Source organism: Geothrix campi (genome assembly GCF_024609265.1).
Taxonomy (GTDB): domain Bacteria; phylum Acidobacteriota; class Holophagae; order Holophagales; family Holophagaceae; genus Geothrix; species Geothrix campi.
Window position 1 is genome coordinate 154125 of the sequence record NZ_JANHMP010000003.1, and the last position, 18475, is coordinate 172599.

An 18475-nucleotide genomic window follows, 5' to 3' on the forward strand; every position below is an offset into this window, starting at 1 on the left:
AGCCGGGGGTTCACTTGGCCTGGTTCAGCACCCGCTCCCGATCCAGATAGGGGATGGTCCGCCAGGCGTTGGTGACGGCCGGATTCAAGGCGGGGCGGGCGAGAACATAGGCCAGCAGCAGATTGCGCTGGGAGACCTCGGTCACCAGCTCCGGAGTTCCCTTGAACCCGATGGCCTCCATGTAGCCTCCGCCTCCCCACAACCGGTACGTGGTGAGGGCCAGGGTGAAGGTCTGTTCCGGCTTCACGGGCTGCCCCTGGAAGCTGAGGTTGACCACCCGACTGCCCACGGGCCGTCCCAGATTCAAGGCGTAGGTCACCCCGTCCACCGTGTCGAAGTCGTGGATGGGCACCTCCCGGTTGTAGAGCTCCGGTTCCCAGCTGTAGGTGTAGTGGCGCGCCGCGTGCTCCAGGTAGGCCTTCAGCTGAGCGCCGTTGATGCGGATGCGGGCCACCTGGTTTTCGTAGGGCGCCAGGGCGTAGAACTGCCGGACGCTGGTGGGCCCCTTGGGGATGAAGAGTCGCGCACCGGGACTGGCGGCGGCGGAGAGCTGGGCCCCCGTGGCCTGACGCTGCACCTGGTGGAGCAATTGCATCAGCGGCGTGTCCTCCATGCGGGACCAGCGGCTGTCCAGGTCCACCAGCAGGTTGGTGGCCGCCGTGTCCAGGTAGCGGTCCGTGGCAGAGCGCAGTTCCGCGGTCAGGCTCAGCACTTCCGGGTCTGCGGGCGTATCGGCCTCGGGACGGACCAGGCGACCCTGGGCCCCCGTCACGCGCCAGCGGCCCTTCTCCTTCCGGAGGTTCAGGTCCACCACGGCCAGGGCCCGCCCGTAGGCTTGGGCCTGGAGGATGGGGATGCCCTTGTGCTCGGTCTGGATGGCCTGGTGGGTGTGGCCCGTGAAGATGGCATCGAGGCCCGGCACCTGATCCGCCAGACGCAGGGCCGCGTTCTCGTCACCGGAGCGCCCATCCACCTTTCCAAGGCCCGAGTGGACCAGGGCCACCACCACGTCGGCCTTCTCCTTCTCCCGCAACCGGGGCACCAGCTCCCGGGCAGCGGTCACGATGTCCTGGAAGGCCAGGTCCGCCACGTTCCGGGGCCCGGCCAGGGCCGCGGTCCGCGGGGTGGTGAAACCCACCAGGGCCACGCGCACGCCGCTGACGGTCACCAGGATGTGGGTGGGGAAGGCGGGAGCCCCCTTGGGGGTCAGGGTGTTGGCGGACAGGAAAGGGAACTTGGCCTGCTTCTCCACCTCGCGCAACAGCTCCAGGCCGAAATCGTACTCGTGGTTGCCCACGGCCATGGCGGAAAAACCCAGGGCGTTCATGATCGCCAGGCTGGGTTCTGGCAGCTCGCGGCGCAGAACGTTCCTCACGTAATTCAGGGGCTCGCCCTGGATGGTGTCGCCGCAATCCACCAGGATCGTGTCGGGGTTCAAGGCCTTCTGCCGGCGGATCAAGGTGGCGACCTTCGCCCAGCCCAGGTTCGCCGGCTGGAGGCTGAAGGTCTCCTCGGCCATCACGTGGCCGTGCATGTCCGTTGTTCCAAGAATCTGAATCCGGGCCTCTTGGGCCTGGAGGCCCAGGGCGAGCAACAGGATCCAGAACCAATGCCGCATGCAGCCTCCGGGGCCGGCCATCAACCCGTGGTTGGATGGTACCGTCTTCAAGGGTAAACTTTCCCTTCACCCCAGGATGCCCCCTCTTTCGGAGCCCCCCCATGCAAGAAGTCCAAATCAAGGCCCCCAAGCACGAATTCACGTTGCTTTGCGATGACATCCGCCAGGAGATGGGCGGCAAGACCTCGCTGATGGGCCTGTACGACCATCACATCGTGGTACCCCAGGTGCCCTTCACCCTGCCCAAGGTGTGCTTCTACACCCGCTTCTCCCGCATGGACGGCCAGTTCAAGTTCGGCTTCTCCATCGTGAGCCCCACCGGCGACCGCAAGGACGTGATCCGCGACAGCGACGTGCAGATCCCCGACGGCGCCAAGGAAGGCACCTTCAACGTCATCGCGGCCCCCTTCGAGGTGAGCGGCGAGGGCGTCTATGAAGTGATCATCGCCCTCACCAAGGGCGCCGACCGCTTCGAGTACGTCTACAAGTTCGCCATCTCCGACGCCAGCCGCCTCCAGGCCGAGTACGAGAAGGCCATGGCCGAGGCCGGCCAGGCCGGGAACTAGCTCGACAGTCCTCAAGTCTTCAGTCTTCAACGGCGCCCGGACGGGCGCCGTTGCTTTTAGACTGAAGGTCGGAGAGGCCATGTCCGACCGGTACGCCAAGCAGCGCATTTTCTTAGGCCGTGAAGCCGATGGAGCCCTGCGCTCCAAGCGGGTGGCGGTGCTGGGTCTGGGCGCCCTCGGCTCGGTCATCGCGCCCTGGCTGGCCCGGGCGGGTGTGGGCCACCTGACGCTCATCGACCGCGACCTGGTGGAGCAGAGCAACCTCCAGCGCCAACTGCTGTACGGCGAATCGGACCTGGGGCGCCCCAAGGCTGAAGTAGCCGCGGAGCGGCTGCGTGAAGCCAATTCGAGCATCGACCTGGCTCCCGTCGTGGCGGACCTCACCAGCGGCAACGCCCGGGAGCTGCTGTCGGGCTTCGACCTCATCTGCGACGGCACCGACAACTTCGAGGCCCGCTTCCTCATCAACGATGTGGCCATCCTCACGGGCACACCCTGGATCTACGCCGGTGCCATCGGCGGCGAAGGCGTCATCTGGCCCCTGAATCCACCGCACACGCCCTGCCTGCGCTGCCTCATCGAGGAACCTCCAGCGGGCGGCGACGTGGACACCTGCGACAGCGTCGGCGTGCTGGGCCCCGCCGTGGGCGTCATTGCCAGCTGGGCGGCCCTGGAGGCCATCAAGGTCCTCACGGGGAAGACGCCCCATGCCGACCTGGCCCGCTTCGACTTCTGGCACGACGAGCGCCAGTTCCTGAAGCCGCCGAAAACCCGCTGCCGCTTCTGCATGGAGAAGGTCACCGAGTTCCTGGACGCCCGCTGGACTCTCAAGGCCAGCGCCCTCTGCGGGCTGGAAGGCGTGCAGATCCGCGTGAACCCGCCCGGGAAGCTGGACCTGGCCACCCTGAAAGCCCGGCTGGAGACCCGCACCCGCAGCCCCTGGAAACAGGCCGGGATGATGCTCAAGGGTCAGGACGGCCCCGACGAGATCACCCTCTTCGCCGATGGCCGCGCCCTCGTCCACGGCCCCATGACCCCCGAGCGCGCCCGGAGCTGGTACACCGAGGTCGTGGGGTGCTGAACCACTAAAACGGGAACCGCGAAATTCACGAATCGCCCTGCGGGTGCGCGAAAAAGAATCGACTTTATTTGATCCGACCCCCTATTGGCTTCTTTCGCGTTCCTTCGCGCCTTTCGCAGTTCCAAGTTCTCCCTGGGTGATTCCCCTGATGAAAATTCTTCTCGCCTCACGGAACGCCGGCAAGCTGCGGGAGTTCTCCGAGCTGCTCCCTGAAGTCCGTTTCATTCCCTGGCCGGCGGACGCGCCGGAACTGCCGGAGACCGGCGCGTTCTTTCAGGACAACGCGCTGCAGAAGGCGGAGGGCGCCCGGGCCTGGTGGCTTGCGCATGGCCGTGAGCCCGTGGACGGCGTGCTGGCGGATGATTCGGGCCTTTGCGTGGATGCGCTGTGGGGCGGACCGGGCGTGCTCTCCGCCAGCTTCGCGCCGGACCTGTCCACCTACCGCGACAAGAACCGGCGCCTGCTGGCCATGGTCCCCGACGGCGCCGACCGGGCTGCCCGGTTCGTGTGCGTGCTGGCCTACGCGCCTCGCGAAGGAGAGGCTTTCACGGTCAGCGGCGCCGTGGAGGGGAGCCTCGCCTTTGACCATCGCGGCGATGGGGGCTTCGGCTACGATCCCGTCTTCATCCCCGATGGCTACGACCACACCTTCGGCGAGCTGCCCCCGGAAACCAAGCACACCCTCAGCCACCGGGCCATGGCCTGCGCGGCGCTGCGGGCGCGGCTGACCCGGCTTCCGCGCTAGCGTGAAAGCATGACCTGGAAACGCGACCCCCGGACCTGGCTGGCAATCGCCGGCGTACTGCTGCTGTGGTCCTCGGCCTTCGCGGGTATCCGGGCCGGCCTGCGGATCACGCCGGCGGGCCTGCCGGCCGTGGACGGGTACGGTCCCGGCGAGCTGGCCCTGCTGCGCTTCGGCACAGCCTCCGTCGTCCTGGCCCTGTATGCCCTGGCCACGCGGATGCGGCTGCCGGAGCGGCGTGACCTGCCCATGATCGCCCTGGCGGGCTTCCTGGGCATCAGCGTCTACCATGTGGCTCTCAATTTCGGGGAGCTGACGGTCCAGGCGGGCGCCGCCTCCCTGCTCATCGCTGCCGGCCCCGTGTTCACCGCCCTGCTCTCGGCCCTCTTCCTGGGCGAGCGCCTCACCCGCCTCGGCTGGGGCGGGATCCTGGTGGCCTTCACCGGCGTAGCCCTCATCGCACTCAGCAGCGGCCGGGGCCTGCGCTTCACGCCCGGCGCCCTGCTCATCCTGCTGTCCGCCGCCGTGGCCGCGGTCTATTCCATCCTGTCCAAGCGGAGCTTCCGCCGCCATTCCGCGCTCGCCTTCACCTGCTACTCCATCTGGGCGGGCACCCTGCCCATGCTCGTCTTCCTGCCGGGCCTGGTCCACCGGTTGCCCGCGGCCGCGCCCTCGGCGACCGCCGCCGTGGTCTACCTGGGCGTCTTCCCCGGGGCCATCGCCTACGTGCTGTGGAACCTCGCCCTCTCCCGCATGCCCGCCTCCCTGCTCTCCAGCTTCCTCTACCTCTCGCCGGTGCTGGCCAGCCTCATCGCCTGGGTGTGGCTCAGCGAGGTGCCCTCCCTGCTCACCATCCTGGGCGGCGCCATCGCCATCCTGGGCGTCATCCTCGTGCAGACGAAGGGGTACCGCCCCGCCGCGGGGTGATCCGGCCCGGTCAGGCGAGGCTCAGGGCGCGGTCTGCGGCAGCCCGGCCAGGGCCTTCAGTGCCGCCCGCGCCTCCGCCTCGGCCCGCGCGGGCGGCCAGGCGGCCATCTCCTGCAGGGAGCGGGTCCGCGAAAGGTGGCGGACCACCTGTAGTCCCAGCCAATACCCCGTCCGGTCCAGCAGATCGCCGTGGATCCCGGCCGGCGAGGCATTGAACCACCGGCGGAAGGCCTCCGGATGTCCCGGGTCGGCCGCCAACCGGTCGGCATCCGCGAGAAAGCGTCGGCTGAGCTCGGGCAGGCGGTCCAGGGGCAGCGTCCCCAGGTCCTCCTGGAGCAGCCATTGGCCCTCCGTGCGGTTGGGGACCAGGGTCGCGCTGACGAAGGTGGCCATCCCCTCGGCGAAGAGGGGCAGCAGCAGCGTGGCCCCGGGCATCACCCCGTCGTTGAGCACCCCGGCGCGGCGGGCATGGTAGAGGTGGAACAGCTCGTGGGGCAGGAGGACGCCAAGGTCGGCGTCTTCGAGGGCCAGCGAATCCACCGCCAGCAGCAGCACCGGGGCGCCGTCCGGTCCCACGGCGCTCTTGGCGTCGAAGCCGGGAGCCAGCACCAGGTGGATCGCCGGGTGGACGGGTGCCTCGGGGAAGAGGGCCTTGAACCGGGCCAGCGTGCCGGGGATCGCCTCCTCAAGCGCCCGCTCCTCCGCCGGGATCCGGGTCGCGAGACGCCGGTAGGCGGCGAACCGCTGCCGGAGCAGCCGGGCCTTTCGGGCTCCCCCGTCTGGATGATCCCGCGTCTCCCAGACGGCCGCCTCGTAGAGGGCCTGGCGCGGCACTTCGACGATCCGGTTCCAGAGCGCCACTTGAGCGTCGAAGGGCTGCCCCTCGGCCCGGGACCAGAACGCTTCGAAGGCCACCGTCGCGGAAGCCGCAGTGGATTCACCCGCCAGGGGCGCGCCTGCGAGTGCCGGGGCCAGGAGAACGGCCGTCAGCGCCCGGCGGATCATCGCGGTCCCAGGAAGAGCCGCGGATCCACCCGGGCGTTGTTGAGGCTGAGGGACCAGTGCAAGTGGGGGCCAGAGGCCCGACCGGTCATGCCGACCTCACCCACCAGGTCCCCGGCCTTCACCAGTTGTCCCTGTTTCACCGTGATCTTGGACAGGTGGCAAAGCAGGCTGACCACGCCTTCGCCGTGAGCGATGAACACCGCGTTGCCGCTATAGAAGAAGTCGCCCGTCAGAACGATGGTCCCCGCGGCGGGGGCCCGCACAGGCTCGCCCTGAGGTGCCCGGATGTCGAGGCCCGAGTGGGGTGATCGGGGTTCTCCGTTGAAGATCCGGCGCATGCCGAAGGAGGCCGTCAGCGCGCCGGGCACGGGGCGCTGGAATCCCAGGGTGGGGATCAGGCCCTCTGGCCAGGCCTTCCAGGCCGGTGCCATCAACGCCTGCTCCCGGGCGATGCGCGCCTCGTCCTCCGCGTTGGGCGTCACCTTCCGCTGGTCCTTCAGGGTGATGCGCTGCTCGGGATACCGCTTGGGCTTGATGGTGAAGGAGACCGCATGGCCGTCCACTTCGATGGCGTCCTGGCCGAGCTTCGCACTCAGCGGGATGCCCACCACCGCCTGCCAGCCTCGGACGCCCCGCCGCACCAGCACCGGCTCTCCACGGTAGGTGACCGCGGGCGCCGCGCCCTTGCCCGGAATGGCGATGACCACCACACCTCCGGGAACCGGCGAGGGCTTGAAGGGAAGTGAGGTGGGCTCGGCGCCGATGAGCCCCTTCCCCACCACCGCCACCATCAGCAGGGCCGCCACGCGGCATCGGGCCAAGGTCATTCCGCAACCCCAAGGGTTGGGGTCTCAGGATCAAACCCCGCCTCCCGCAACCGAACGGCCTCCTGGTAGGCCGCAAGCACGGCGGTCTTCACCTTGAAGTAGCCGCTGTCGGTGACCTTGGTGGCGAAGGTGGCGTTCACCACCACCGTAAACCCGCCGCCCTGGAAAGGCTGGATGGGCGCCACGAGGACCTGGCCAGGAAGGATGGCGCCGGCGCTGTCTTCGCGCAGCTTCTGCAGCACCGCTTCGGACCAGGCCTGGAGGCGCGGGATGGCTTCCACTGCCTCGACCTCGGTTCCCGTCCGGATGCGGCCGTAGAGGGTGAACTGGAGCCGCAGCTGCGGGGGATCGAAACCGTGGTTGAGGAAGCCGGCCATGGCCGCCACCTGCTGGAACTCCTTGAGCAGGGCCTGGAGTTTGGCGCTGGGGGCGGTGACGGGCATCAGCGGCCTCCGTATCCGTACTTGGCCACCAGCAGGTCGAGCCGCTTCCGGGCGTCCTCGGTCACGGCCTCGGAGTCTGTGAAGAGGGCGGCCTTGAGGGCCTCGCCGCAGGCGCAGGTGCGAGGAGAGCCCGAGAGCTGGGGTACGGCTTTCCGGAGCAGGCGCTGGGCCTTGTCCACGTTGGCGTGCATGACCTCCAGCACCGAGGCGGCGTCCACGCCCTCCTCCTCCTCGCGCCAGGCATCGTAGTCCGTCACCAGGGCGATGCAGGCGTAACAGAGCTCGGCTTCGCGGGCCAGGCGGGCCTCGGTCACCTGGGTCATGCCGATGAGGTCCGCGCCCCAGCTCTGGTGTAGGCGGCTCTCGGCCCGAGTGGAGAAGGCCGGCCCCTCCATGCAGACGTAGGTGGCGCCGCCCTCGATGGGAATGGACAGAGCTTGTCCAGCCTTGAGCAGAATCGTGGTGGTGTGGGTGCAGACGGGTTCCGCAAAGCTCACATGGGCCACCAGGCCTTCGCCGAAGAAAGTGTCCTTGCGGTGGCGGGTCTTGTCGATGAACTGGCTCACGAGGCGCAGCTCGCCGGGCTTGTGGCGGGCCTGGAGGCTGCCCACGGCGGATACGGAGATGAGCCGCTCGACGCCCAGGGACTTCAGGGCCCAGAGGTTCGCGCGGTAGTTCACTTCGCTGGGCGTGAAGCGGTGGCCCTCGCCGTGGCGGGCCAGGAAGGCCACAGGGGTGCCATCCAGGGTGCCCAGGTGCACGGGGCCCGAGGGTGCGCCGAAGGGCGTCTGCACCAGCTCCGTCCGTTCCAGGGACAGGCCCTCCATCCGGTAGAGTCCACTGCCGCCGATGATGCCGATGGGTGCTCGCATGCGGCCATTGTACTTGCACCCGCTCCCGGTGCCGTGTTTCCCTGGGGTTCTGACAATTTCGTGCTGGATGCACGGGAAGCAGGTGAGACTCCTGCGCTGCCCCGCAACGGTATGCACCACGCCAACACCCCACCCGGCGTGAGACCTCAAGTCCGAGTCACTGGGATCGTCCCGGGAAGGCTCGGAGGGAGCTGAAAGGCCCCTGTCGCGTGTGAGCCCGGAGACCGGTCCCGCACCTCACCCCCCGTCGTGGGAACGGGCTGGGCCATGGTTTCCCACCTCCGGGGATCCGCCCAGCCGCCGCGACGTCATGCGTGGAGGCATGATGGGTTCTGCCCGTAATCTCTTCTCCCTGGCGGCCATGTCCGCCGTTCTCTCCCAGGTGGCGCCAAACGCCCTGGCCGCGGCCGAAGCCGACCGCAAGCCCGCCGAGGCCACTGTCACCGTCAGCGCCGAAGCCCAGCCCGTGGAGGTCGTCCGCACACCGGCCCCCGTGCGCATCATCGAGGCCGAGGAACTGGCCCGCCTGGGCAGCCGCACCCTGGCGGATCTGCTGGAGGTCCTCCAGCCCGGCGCGGTCATGGGCACCGGCGGCACGGGCAAGCAGGCCTCGGCCTTCCTCAACGGCACCCTCAGCCGCAACGTGGTGATCCTGCTGGACGGCCTGCGCCTGAACGATCCCACCGCCCTCAGCCCCGACCTGGGGGCCCTCAGCCTCGTGGGCATCGAGCGCGTGGAGTTGATCCTCGGCCCCTCCTCGGTCCTCTACGGCAGCGACGCCATCGGCGGCGTCATCGCGCTCACCAGCGTAGGCCGGGGCGCCAAGGGTTCCCATGGCCAAGTGGGCATGAAGGTGGGCACAGACGGCCTGCTCGGCGGCACCGCACAGGTCCAGATCACGGGGCCCCGTGGCTGGATAGCCGCCGGTGGCGAGGCGCAGAAGCAGGAAAGTGGCTTCCCCGATGACGCCTTCCGCCAGGCCGGGGGCTTCCTTCGGATGGGTACGAAACTGGGCGGGGCTGAGGTGACGGCCTTCTACCGCAACAGCGGCCAGACGGCGACCACCCCCTTCACCACCTTGGGCTTTCCAGCGGTGCGAGCCTACGGGCCCCAGCGCGAGATGCGCGCCCGCCAGGAGAGCTGGGGGGCCGGCCTGCGCTGGACCCTGGCGCCCACCCTGTCGCTGGAGAACACCCTCCAGGCCCTGGAGGGGAACACGGGCGATCCCAGCGGGCCCCACCGGGAGCAGACGGACCGGGACTTCCGCCGAGTGGAGGACCAGCTCACCCTGCACTGGACGCCGGCGCCCGCCCTCCGCCTCTCGGGCCGCCTGGAGGGCCGCGTGGACACGGCCCACGCCCGGAACTACTACGACCCGAACACCTACGCCGCCATTCCCTACCGGGGCGAGGGGCACGACCTGGCCGGGGCCCTGGAGTTGCGCTGGACCCTCGTCGAGGGCCTGGACTGGGTGGCGGGCCTGCGCCGCGACGCCGGCCACCGGGACCTCACCCGCACCGACACCGGGCTGCGCAGCCGCGCCGGGAGCGCGGAAGCGGGCACCTGGCGCACGGGCCTCAACTGGCGGCTCGCACCCGAGCTGCGCCTCTACGCCAGCGCGGGCCAGGGCTTCCGCATGCCCAACACCACCGAGTTCAGCCTCAACGCCCAGGCGGGAAGCCAGGATGGCCGGGCCTACCCGATCCTCCCCGAGCGCAGCCGCACCCTCCAGATCGGCGCCACGGGCCAGTTCGCGGGTCACTGGGAGTACCGACTGGAGGCCCAGCGCACCCGCGTCTCCGACCTGCTGGCTTACGTCTACGACACCAGCTTTGCCTTTCCGCCCCTGTTCACCTCCCACTACGCGAACCAGGGCTCCATCCAGGCCCAGAGCCTCGAAGGTGCCCTCGGCTGGCGCGGCGGCGAGGATGTCGCCTTCGGCTGGGACCTGATCCTGCGCAGCCAGGAGACACGCGACCTGGACCACAACACGGATGCCGACCGCTTCGGCCAGCAGAACTCCGCCATCCTGCGACACCCCTTCTTCACCGCCGCGGTGGCGGGCTTCGTCCAGACGAAGATCTGGCGCGCCGACGTGCGCCTCGCCCGGATCGGGTCGCGCTATGACCTGAACGACACCACCTACGAGGTCATCAGCACCCGCAAGCCCTACCACGACCTCAGTGCAGGCCTCTCCTGCGAGCCCGTGCAGCACCTCGTCCTGGCTCTCCGCGGCGAGCACCTGCTCCAGCGGAAACAGACGGTCCAGGATTGGCTCAGCGGCCGCTACGATCAGGAGGGCGATGCCAGCCTGGTCTACGGCTTCCCCGCCCCCGGCCCGCGCTGGACCCTGGCCGCGACCTGGAGATGGTGATGCGACGTTGGCTTGCCTTCCTGCTGCTGCTGGCCGCGCTGCCCCTGCTCGCCGCGCGGCCGCAGCGGGTGGTGAGCCAGGCCGTGGGCACGGACGAGCTGCTGCTGGCCCTCGCGGATCCCGGCCAGATCGCCGCCCTGAGCCACATCGGCCAGGACGCGCGGTTCAGCGTCGTGGCCGCCGAGGCGAAGCGGTTCCCCGCCCTCAAGGACAGCGACGCGGAAAGCGTGCTGCGCTTCCGGCCCGATCTGGTGCTGGCCGCCAGCTTCACCCGCCCCGAGACCCTGGCCCTGCTCCGGCGGGCCGGGGTCCGGCTGGTGGTGCTCGACCGCTTCGACTCGCTGGAGGATGTCTACGCCAGCCTCCGCATCCTGGGCCGCGAGCTGGGCCAAGAGGCCCGGGCCGAGGCCCTCATCGCCCAGTGCCACGCCCGGGTGCAGGCCCTCGCGGAGCGCCTCAGGGGCGCCCGCCCCGTCCGGGTGCTCACGGCCGGGGCCTACCCCTTCACCGCCGGCTCCGGCACCACCTTCCAGGATCTCTGTGATCACTCCGGGGCGGTGAACGTGGCGGCCGAGGCTGGCCTCAAGGGCCACGCGCCCACGCCTTCGGAGAAATTGCTCACCTGGAACGCCGAGGTGCTGGTGATCTCCGGAGACCGGCCCGACGCGTCGGACACCCGCGCCCGCCTGGCCGAGATCCCCCACTACCGCGTCCTGCCCGCCTTCAAGGCCGGGCGCTTCGCGGTCATTCCCGGCGCCCTCATGTCTAGCGTCTCCCACCACCGCATCGACGCCTACGAACTGCTGGCCCGGGCCCTGCATCCCGAGCGGTTCCGGTGAAGCCGCGCACCGCCGTCCCCATCCTGCTCGGCCTGCTCGTGCTGGCCTTCCTGGCCTCGCTGGCCTTCGGCGAACTGAGGCTGAGCTTCGGCCAGGTGATCGGGGCCCTGGCGGGTCGCGGGGACGACATCGCCCGCACGGTGGTGCGGGACTTCCGCCTGCCCCGGGCCCTGGTGGGCATGGCCGCCGGTGCGGCCCTGGGCGCCAGCGGCGTGGTCATGCAGGCCTTCTTCCGCAATCCACTCGCCAGTCCCGGCCTGCTGGGCGTGAGCAGCGGCGGCGCCCTGGGGGCCGTGGCCGTGCTGGCCCTGGCCCCCGCCACGGGCTTCGCCGCCGCCACCCTCTGGGCCCTGCCCGTGGCCTCCATCCTGGGGGCCTTCGGTGCCACCGGCGCGGTGCTGATGCTGGCCCAGCGCGGGGCCGGCACGGAGCGGCTGCTGCTCTCCGGCGTCGCCCTCAACGCGCTGCTGGGCGCGGGTACCAGCTTCCTGCTCACCACGACGGCGGGCCACTTCGAAGTGAACGCCCAGATCCTCTTCTGGCTCATGGGCGGCCTGGAGAGCCGCAGCTGGGAGCACGTGTGGATGGGCGTGCCCACCATCCTCGTGACCTGCCTGTTGCTGTTGCCCCTGGGCCGGGCCATGGACCTGCTGAGCCTGGGCGAACAGAGCGCCCAGAGCCTGGGCGTGGATGTGCGGCGCCTCCGGCGCCAACTCATCGTCCTCTCCACCATCCTCACGGCCCTGGCCACAGCCGTGGGCGGCATCATCGGCTTCGTGGGCCTGGTGGTACCCCACATCCTCCGGATCGCCTTCGGCCCGGACCACCGGCGCCTGCTGCCCTACTCCATGCTGGGCGGTGCGGCCTTCCTCCTGGCCTGCGACCTTGTCACCCGCACCTTCCCCCTCGGCTTGCGGCTGGGCGTTGTCACCTCCCTCATCGGCGGCCCCTTCTTCCTCTGGCTCCTGCGGAGGCCGCGATGACCATCGCCCTCCACGCGTCTGGCTTGTCCGTGCCCGGCCGCCTCGAGGCCGTGTCGCTGGATCTGGGTCCGGGCGAGCTGGTGGCGATGGTGGGCCCCAACGGGGCCGGCAAATCCACGCTGATCCAGGCGCTGGCGGGGCTGCTGCCCGCCCACGGGACGGTCCAGTGGAATGGACAAGCGCTGTCGCACATACCCATGGCTGAACGCGGGCGGCTCCTGGCCTGGGTGGGCCAGGAGGCCCACTTCGAGTTCGCCTTCCCGGTGCGGGAGGTGGTGGCCCAGGGCCGGTACGCCTGGGGCGACGATTGCTCGGGCGTGGCCGAGGCCATGACGGAGCTGGATCTCACCTTTCTCGCGGATCGCCCCGCCACGCGGCTGTCCGGCGGCGAGCGCCATCGCGTGGGGCTGGCCCGGGCCCTGGCCACCCAAGCTCCCATCCAGCTGTGGGATGAACCCGTGGCCCAGCTGGACGTGCGCCATGCGCTCGAGGTGATGCGCCTGGCCCGGCGCCTGGCGGACCAGGGCGGCATCGTGGTGGTGAGCCTCCACGATCTGCGGGCGGCCTACCGCTTCGATCGCGTGCTGGTGCTGGACCGCGGTCGTCTCGTGGGCAACGGCCCGCCCCATGAGGTCCTCACCGCCGGGCTCATCCGCCAGGTCTTCCGCGTGGAAGCCACCTTCGTGGAGAGCCTGGTGCCGGAACTGCCGGGCGATTAAGGCGCCTGGGGCTTCCGCAATACCCAGCTCAGCCCCACGGGCCCTGCCACGGTGGTGAGAAGGAGGGCACCAATGATGCCAGCCTGGACGTCCGGGCCCAGCAGGGGGGTGCCGTTCCATTGGAGCTGGGCGCCCGTGGCCACGAAGATCAGGCCCACCTCGCCCCGGGGGACCATGCCCCAACCCACCACGGTGGCCCGGGTGCCCCGGCCGCCAGCGTAGCCCGCCACGAACTTCCCGATCACGCCCAGTGCGGCCAGCAGGATGGCGAAGCCCAGCGTGGCGGGCTTGAAGAGGGCCGTGGAATCCACCTTCGCCCCCATCAGCACGAAGAAGAGGGGCGACAGCACCGTCACCAGGGGATGCACCAACTCCTCCAGCGTGTGCCGCTCACGGCGTTCGAGATCCTCAATGTGGGCGGGCTCCAGTATGAGCCCCGCGGCATAGGCTCCCACGATGGAGGCCAGCCCCGCGAGGCTGCCCAGCCAGGCCAGCAGGAACGCGAAGCCGAGCCCCAACGGGAGCAGCACCTGCTCGCCCCGGAAGCGGCTGGCGAGGCGAAACAGACGTGGGGTGGCCAGGCGGCCCAGCGTGAGCGCGGCGGCCAGGAAGCCCAGGGCCAGGACCAGGGTCCGGGCCAGGTCGGACCCCAGGCCTCCTCCCGCGGTCGCCCCGACCAGCCCCGACACGGCCACCAGCACCAGCAGGCCCAGCACGTCGTCCACCACCGCCGCCCCCACGATGATGCGGCCCTCCAGGGAATCGGCGGCGCCTTTCTCCCGCAGCACCTGGGCGGAGATGCCGATGCTGGTGGCGCAGAGGCAGGCGCCGATGAAGAGATCCAGCACGAAGGGAGCGTCCTTGGGCAGCAGGAGCCACGCCCCCGCCAGGCCCGCGGCCATGGGCACCATCACGCCGATGAAGGCCACCCGCAGCGACGCCGCCCCCACCTTCAGCATCTGCGGCACCGTGGATTCCAGCCCCACCGCGAACATCAGGACCACCACGCCGAGGCCCCCCAGCAGCTCTGCCGCGGGCGAGGCCGCCACATCGGGGAACACGGGCCACAGCTGATGCAGGGCCGTGAGCGCCAGGCCCACGGCCAGCTCCCCGGTGACGGCCGGCAGCTTCAGGCGCACCGCCAGTTCGCCCCCGACCTTGGCGGACAGCCACAGCAAGGCCAGCAGCATCAGGGTGCCGGCCAGGGGATCGTGGGCCACGAAGGCCAGGGGCATGGACACCTCAACAGGCGGAGCGGTACTGGATCACCCATTCAACCACCCCGCCCGTTCCCAGGGCGGATCAATCAGCCCACGAAGGGAGTGGGCACGGGCTCCCGGTTCAGCCAGGGCAGGTGATGCACGCAGATCCGGCCATCAAAGCTCACGTGCAGACCGTCTTCCGCCGCATCCTGATGGTTCAGCACCGAACCCCGGGCCCGGGTCTGATCGAGGATGGCCAGATCGATGTCCCCCACCAGCACCATCTCGGAATTCGGGGCCGCCTCGGTGGCGATGCCGTCCATGGGAAAGGGGAAATCCGAGGGGGTGTAGACGCCGCTCTGGGCGTATTGCGCCGTGAGGTCCGTGATGAGGGGCAGGCTGCCCACCATGCCGGCGGTGATCACATAGATCTGGTTCTCCACGGCCCGCGCCCTGGCACAGGTGGTGACGCGGGTGTAGCCCCGTCGGTCGTCGGTGAGGTAGGGCACGACGAGCAGCTGGATGCCCTGCTCCGCCTGGATGCGGGCCACCTCCGGAAACTGCACGTCGTAGCAGATGGACACCCCCATCCGCCCGAAATCCGTTTCGAGGATGTGGATCTCCTGGCCAGGTTCGAACTGCCAGACGTTCCGCTCGGTGGGCGTGAGATGCAGCTTGGGCTGATGGATGGGCCCGTGACCCGGAACGAAGATCGAGGCCACGTTCTGCAGCTTTCCGTCCACGAAGCGGGGGTGGGTGCCCGCCACGATGATGCGGTCGTACTTCCGGGAGAGCCCGAGGAACAGGCCCTCGAACTCGTCGTTGAACTGCTCGGCCAGGCGCCGCATGGCATCCGCGGGCGCGAAGCCCCGGGCCAGGCAGCTCAGCAGCTGGACCGCCAGCAGCTCGGGAAACACGATGACATCGGCATCGTAGTCGTCGCCGACGTCCACGTAGTTCTCCACCTGCTCCGCGAAGGCGGCGAAATCCTTCACGGGACGGAGGCCGTACTGGATCCCGCAGACGCGGACCGGGCGGGAGAGGAACGGGGTGGGAGCCTTGAACCGCATGGGGGATCTCCTGTGCAGACGGAACCCGTCAGAGTTCCATGACGATGAGGGCCGCGTGCCCCATCGTTTCGACGTCGTGGGCATAGCCGCGGAGCACGCCCCCCACCTGGAAGCCGACCTGGAGCTGCTTGGACAGGGTGGGATCGAAGATCCGGCCCGCCACCACGGCCTCGACGTAGGCCTCGGGACTCATCGCCGCGGCGTGGTGGTGGTAGCCGGGGATGCGGGCGCCGGCCACGAAGGCCCGGCAGCCCAGCCGGCGGCCCAGGTCGATGCGCGCTTGATAGAGCAGCCTCCCGACGCCCCGGCCCTGCCAGGCGGGATCCACGGCGATGTTCACGCCGTAGAGGGCCTCTCCGGCCGGATCGTGCGTGGACAGGGAGCCGTGTCCCGTGATCCCCGACCAGGTGTGGGGGGCCAGGGCCGCCGCCAGGGGGACCCGCTGGGCGGTGGCGGTGCCCACCAGGTGGTCCCCGGCCTCCACCACCATCTGCCCCTCGGGGAACACCGCCAGGTGGCGGCGCAGGTTCTCGGCCGACCAGACGGCCTCGGGCCCATGGGGCGGAGGATAGACCCGCACCATCAGGTTGCGGATCTCCCCCACATCCTCGGGAACCCGGAGACGCAGCATGGGGGGCGGGTAATCCAGCGCGGTCATGCGACTCCCCTGGAATGTCCGGTCCGAGGATAACCCACCCTGTCTAGACAGGCACGGTGGAGCAGGACCACACTGGGCCCATGGCCGATGGACCCCAACGCCGCAGAGATCTCCTGGAAGGTCCGCTCGCCCTCCCCTCGCGACTGCGCAGCCTCCGGGTGCTGGCCCAGACACGGAGGCTGGCGCTGGCGGTCCTGCCCCTGGGCGCGAGCATCGGCCTCGTCGCGGCCCTGGCGCTGTCCGGCATCGAATGGCTCGAAGCCCTGCTTCAAGGCCACGGGGTCCGCACCTGGGCCATGGTGGTCACGCCCCTGATCGGGCTGCTGCTCACGGGCCTCTGGCTCCACCTCTCGGGCCTGGGAGAGGTGTCGCTGCCGAAGGATCTGGCCCAGGCCAGGCATCAACCCCTGGCCACGTTCCGGTTCCTCCCCAGCCTGGGCAAGGCCGCGGCCTGCGCGCTCACCATCGGCTTCGGCGGCAGCGCCGGCGTGGAAGGCCCCGCCCGGTGGCTGGGCGCCGCCGTGGGCGCCCAGTTCCATCAGCTCTTCCGGCGCCTGGCCCGGCGCTTCCGCTGGGCCCGGCGCCTGCTGGCCCAGCCCGGCGTCATCGTGATGGCGGGCTCCGCGGCCGCCCTGGCCGCCGTGTTCCGGGCGCCGATCGCCGGCGCCCTGCTGGCCACGGAGCAGGAGGGTGATCTCAGCGCGGATCGCCTCGCCCCGTCGCTGGCGGCCTCGGCTTCGGGTTTTCTGGTCTTCATCGCCCTCCGCGGGACCACGCCGCTCCTCGGCGCCGCCCATTCGTACCACCTGATGGCCCGTGAGGTGTTCTGGGCCCTGCCCCTGGGTCTGACCTGCGCCGTGGTCGCCTCGTTCTACCGGCGCCTGCTGCGGTTCGGGCGGCACCACCTCGGGCGCCTGCCCCTGGCGGTCCGCGGCGGCGTGGCGGGCCTGGGCCTGCTGCTCCTGGCCCTGCCCGGCGCCTGGCTCTGGCCGGGCCTGCCCGTCACGCAAGGCGGCGGCATCGAGCTGGTGTCCCATCTGCTCCATGGCGGCATGCCGTCGTCCCAGGCCATGGCCTTCCTGGCCTTGAAGCTGGTGGCCACCTCCCTCACCTTCGCCGGGGGCGGCGTGGGCGGCACCTGGCTGCCCTCCGTCACCATGGGCGCCGCCCTCGGCGCCGCCTTCGAAGCCTGGGCGGGCCTCGGCCAGCCGGGCCTCTTCGTCCTGGTCGGCACCAGCGCCTTCACGGGAGCCGTCCACCGCAGCCTGCTCACCCCCGTGGTCTTCCTGGCGGAAACCACCGGCCAGGCGGCCCTGGTGGTGCCCGCCCTGGTGGCCACCGTGGCCGCCTACCAGGCCACTCCAGCCGAATAGGCGATTCCCCGGCTAGCCTGGGGCATGCCCTGGACCGACGCCGCCGCCTGGACCGTCACTGCCCTCATCCTGGCAGCCCTGGGGGTCCTTCGCCGCCACTGGGCGCGCCTGCCCTCGCTGGACCCGGATCCAGCCCTGCCCCCGGATCCACCCACCGTCTGCCTCTGCATCCCCGTGCGGAACGAGGCCGCGGAGCTGGCCGCGGCCATGGATTCCTGGCTGGTCCAGGACTACCCGGCCCTGCGCATCGTCGCAGTGGATGACGGCTCCACCGATGGCAGCACGGAGCTCCTGCGGGCCCGGGAGGCCGCCCGGCCGGATCGCCTCCGGGTCCTCCGCAACGATGCCCTGCCTCCCGGCTGGCTGGGGAAGAACCACGCCCTGGATCTGGCCGCCCGCCAGCCCGAGGCCCGGGACGCCGAGTGGCTGCTCTTCGCGGACGGCGATGTGCAGGCCACGCAAGAACTGCTGCGGCGGGCCGTGGCCTTCGCCCTGGCCCAGCCCACGGACATCCTGGCCCTGATCCCCGGGGTGGACGCCGTGGCCCCGGCGGAGCGGGTGGTGCTCCCCCTGGCGGCCTCGGCCTTCCAGCTGCTGGTGCCACCCCACCAGGTGCCGAACCCGCACCACCTGGCCTTCTGCGGCGTGGGCGGCTTCACCCTGGTGCGGCGGGAGGCCTACGAGGCCGCGGGCGGCCATGCCGCCGCCCCCCTGGAGGCCATCGATGACATGATGCTGGCCCACCGTCTGAAGCGGGCCGGCTTCGTGAACCGGGTGGCCCGGGGCGGGCCGGATCTGCACCTGCGGATGTACCACGGCCTGGGCGAGCTGGTGCGGGCCATGCGGAAGAACGCCGCCGCCCTGCCCGCCTGGTGGCTCCTCCCCCTGCTCCTCCCGCCCGTGGTCCTGGTGATGCTCGCCCCCCTGTGGCTGCCCTGCACCGGCCACCCGGGCTTGGCCCTGCTGCTCTGGTTGCTGGTGCCGGCCCTGGCGGGGGACGTGCAGCAGCGCATGACCGGCCGGCCCATGGACCTGCTCTGGGCCCTCTGGCCCCTGGACGCCCTGGTCTTCGGGGCGGGCACGGCCTGGGCCTTCGCCGACCGCCTGCGGGGGGTGAATCACTGGCGGGGACGGGACGTCAAGCTGCGCTAGGCTGTTCCATCGGCCCCTGGCAGG

Annotated in this window: 18 protein-coding genes and 1 riboswitch; of the genes, 10 read left to right on the forward strand and 8 right to left on the reverse strand. The window is 70.5% G+C overall.

Going from position 1 to position 18475, the window contains the following annotated elements:
* Positions 1-10: 10 nt before the first annotated feature.
* A complete protein-coding gene (locus NOV65_RS12545; protein ID WP_257306808.1) occupies positions 11-1618 on the reverse strand; it encodes a bifunctional metallophosphatase/5'-nucleotidase in 1608 nt (535 codons plus the stop codon).
* 101 nt (positions 1619-1719) lie between these two features.
* On the opposite strand from NOV65_RS12545, the gene NOV65_RS12550 reads away from it, so the two are divergent.
* The 4 genes from NOV65_RS12550 to NOV65_RS12565 all read left to right on the forward strand — a co-directional run bounded on the left by NOV65_RS12550 (position 1720) and on the right by NOV65_RS12565 (position 4934).
* On the forward strand, positions 1720-2184 hold the full coding sequence (locus NOV65_RS12550) for a DUF6941 family protein (RefSeq protein WP_257306809.1): 465 nt from the start codon (positions 1720-1722) through the stop codon (positions 2182-2184).
* A gap of 79 nt (positions 2185-2263) precedes the next feature.
* Positions 2264-3265 carry a ThiF family adenylyltransferase gene (locus NOV65_RS12555; RefSeq protein ID WP_257306810.1) on the forward strand — a complete coding sequence of 334 codons (1002 nt, stop codon included), beginning with the start codon at positions 2264-2266 and terminating at the stop codon, positions 3263-3265.
* Positions 3266-3413: 148 nt separating this feature from the next.
* Entirely contained in the window at positions 3414-4010 is a 597-nt protein-coding gene (locus NOV65_RS12560; protein WP_257306811.1) for a non-canonical purine NTP pyrophosphatase, read from the forward strand.
* A 9-nt stretch (positions 4011-4019) separates the two neighbouring features.
* Positions 4020-4934: a DMT family transporter gene (locus NOV65_RS12565; RefSeq protein ID WP_257306812.1), complete on the forward strand. Its 915-nt coding sequence runs from the start codon at positions 4020-4022 to the stop codon at positions 4932-4934.
* Positions 4935-4955: 21 nt separating this feature from the next.
* On the opposite strand, the gene NOV65_RS12570 is transcribed toward NOV65_RS12565, so the two are convergent.
* The 4 genes from NOV65_RS12570 to mtnP are packed head-to-tail and all read right to left on the reverse strand — an operon-like array spanning position 4956 to position 8081.
* Positions 4956-5939, reverse strand: a complete 984-nt coding sequence (locus NOV65_RS12570; protein ID WP_257306813.1) for a hypothetical protein — start codon at positions 5937-5939, stop codon at positions 4956-4958.
* Positions 5936-6766, reverse strand: a complete 831-nt coding sequence (locus tag NOV65_RS12575) for a peptidoglycan DD-metalloendopeptidase family protein (protein ID WP_257306814.1) — start codon at positions 6764-6766, stop codon at positions 5936-5938. The genes NOV65_RS12570 and NOV65_RS12575 overlap by 4 nt, the downstream gene beginning before the upstream one ends.
* The gene (locus NOV65_RS12580) at positions 6763-7209 is read right to left on the reverse strand and encodes a hypothetical protein (protein WP_257306815.1); all 447 of its coding nucleotides are present in this window, start codon (positions 7207-7209) and stop codon (positions 6763-6765) included. Before NOV65_RS12580 ends, NOV65_RS12575 begins: the two co-directional genes overlap by 4 nt.
* A complete protein-coding gene (gene mtnP, locus NOV65_RS12585; RefSeq protein ID WP_257306816.1) occupies positions 7209-8081 on the reverse strand; it encodes an S-methyl-5'-thioadenosine phosphorylase in 873 nt (290 codons plus the stop codon). The genes NOV65_RS12580 and mtnP overlap by 1 nt, the downstream gene beginning before the upstream one ends.
* A gap of 48 nt (positions 8082-8129) precedes the next feature.
* Positions 8130-8328, forward strand: a riboswitch (cobalamin riboswitch).
* Positions 8329-8406: 78 nt separating this feature from the next.
* On the opposite strand from mtnP, the gene NOV65_RS12590 reads away from it, so the two are divergent.
* From NOV65_RS12590 to NOV65_RS12605, 4 genes are read left to right on the forward strand one after another with little or no spacing between them, the layout of a single operon-like run.
* Entirely contained in the window at positions 8407-10455 is a 2049-nt protein-coding gene (locus tag NOV65_RS12590; protein WP_257306817.1) for a TonB-dependent receptor plug domain-containing protein, read from the forward strand.
* Entirely contained in the window at positions 10455-11294 is an 840-nt protein-coding gene (locus NOV65_RS12595) for an ABC transporter substrate-binding protein (RefSeq protein ID WP_257306818.1), read from the forward strand. Before NOV65_RS12590 ends, NOV65_RS12595 begins: the two co-directional genes overlap by 1 nt.
* Entirely contained in the window at positions 11291-12277 is a 987-nt protein-coding gene (locus tag NOV65_RS12600; protein WP_257306819.1) for a FecCD family ABC transporter permease, read from the forward strand. The genes NOV65_RS12595 and NOV65_RS12600 overlap by 4 nt, the downstream gene beginning before the upstream one ends.
* Positions 12274-12996 carry an ABC transporter ATP-binding protein gene (locus NOV65_RS12605; RefSeq protein ID WP_257306820.1) on the forward strand — a complete coding sequence of 241 codons (723 nt, stop codon included), beginning with the start codon at positions 12274-12276 and terminating at the stop codon, positions 12994-12996. Before NOV65_RS12600 ends, NOV65_RS12605 begins: the two co-directional genes overlap by 4 nt.
* Here NOV65_RS12605 and NOV65_RS12610 read toward each other — a convergent pair.
* The 3 genes from NOV65_RS12610 to NOV65_RS12620 form a co-directional block, all read right to left on the reverse strand.
* A complete protein-coding gene (locus tag NOV65_RS12610) occupies positions 12993-14231 on the reverse strand; it encodes a cation:proton antiporter (protein WP_257306821.1) in 1239 nt (412 codons plus the stop codon). The genes NOV65_RS12605 and NOV65_RS12610 overlap by 4 nt on opposite strands.
* A 71-nt stretch (positions 14232-14302) precedes the next feature.
* The gene (locus NOV65_RS12615) at positions 14303-15268 is read right to left on the reverse strand and encodes a carbon-nitrogen hydrolase family protein (RefSeq protein ID WP_257306822.1); all 966 of its coding nucleotides are present in this window, start codon (positions 15266-15268) and stop codon (positions 14303-14305) included.
* A gap of 28 nt (positions 15269-15296) precedes the next feature.
* Complete coding sequence (locus tag NOV65_RS12620; protein ID WP_257306823.1) at positions 15297-15926, reverse strand: GNAT family N-acetyltransferase; 630 nt, start codon at positions 15924-15926, stop codon at positions 15297-15299.
* Between the two features lie 80 nt (positions 15927-16006).
* On the opposite strand from NOV65_RS12620, the gene NOV65_RS12625 reads away from it, so the two are divergent.
* Together NOV65_RS12625 and NOV65_RS12630 are read left to right on the forward strand one after the other, a co-directional pair.
* On the forward strand, positions 16007-17299 hold the full coding sequence (locus tag NOV65_RS12625) for a chloride channel protein (RefSeq protein WP_257306824.1): 1293 nt from the start codon (positions 16007-16009) through the stop codon (positions 17297-17299).
* A gap of 24 nt (positions 17300-17323) precedes the next feature.
* The gene (locus NOV65_RS12630; protein WP_257306825.1) at positions 17324-18451 is read left to right on the forward strand and encodes a glycosyltransferase family A protein; all 1128 of its coding nucleotides are present in this window, start codon (positions 17324-17326) and stop codon (positions 18449-18451) included.
* Positions 18452-18475: the final 24 nt, after the last annotated feature.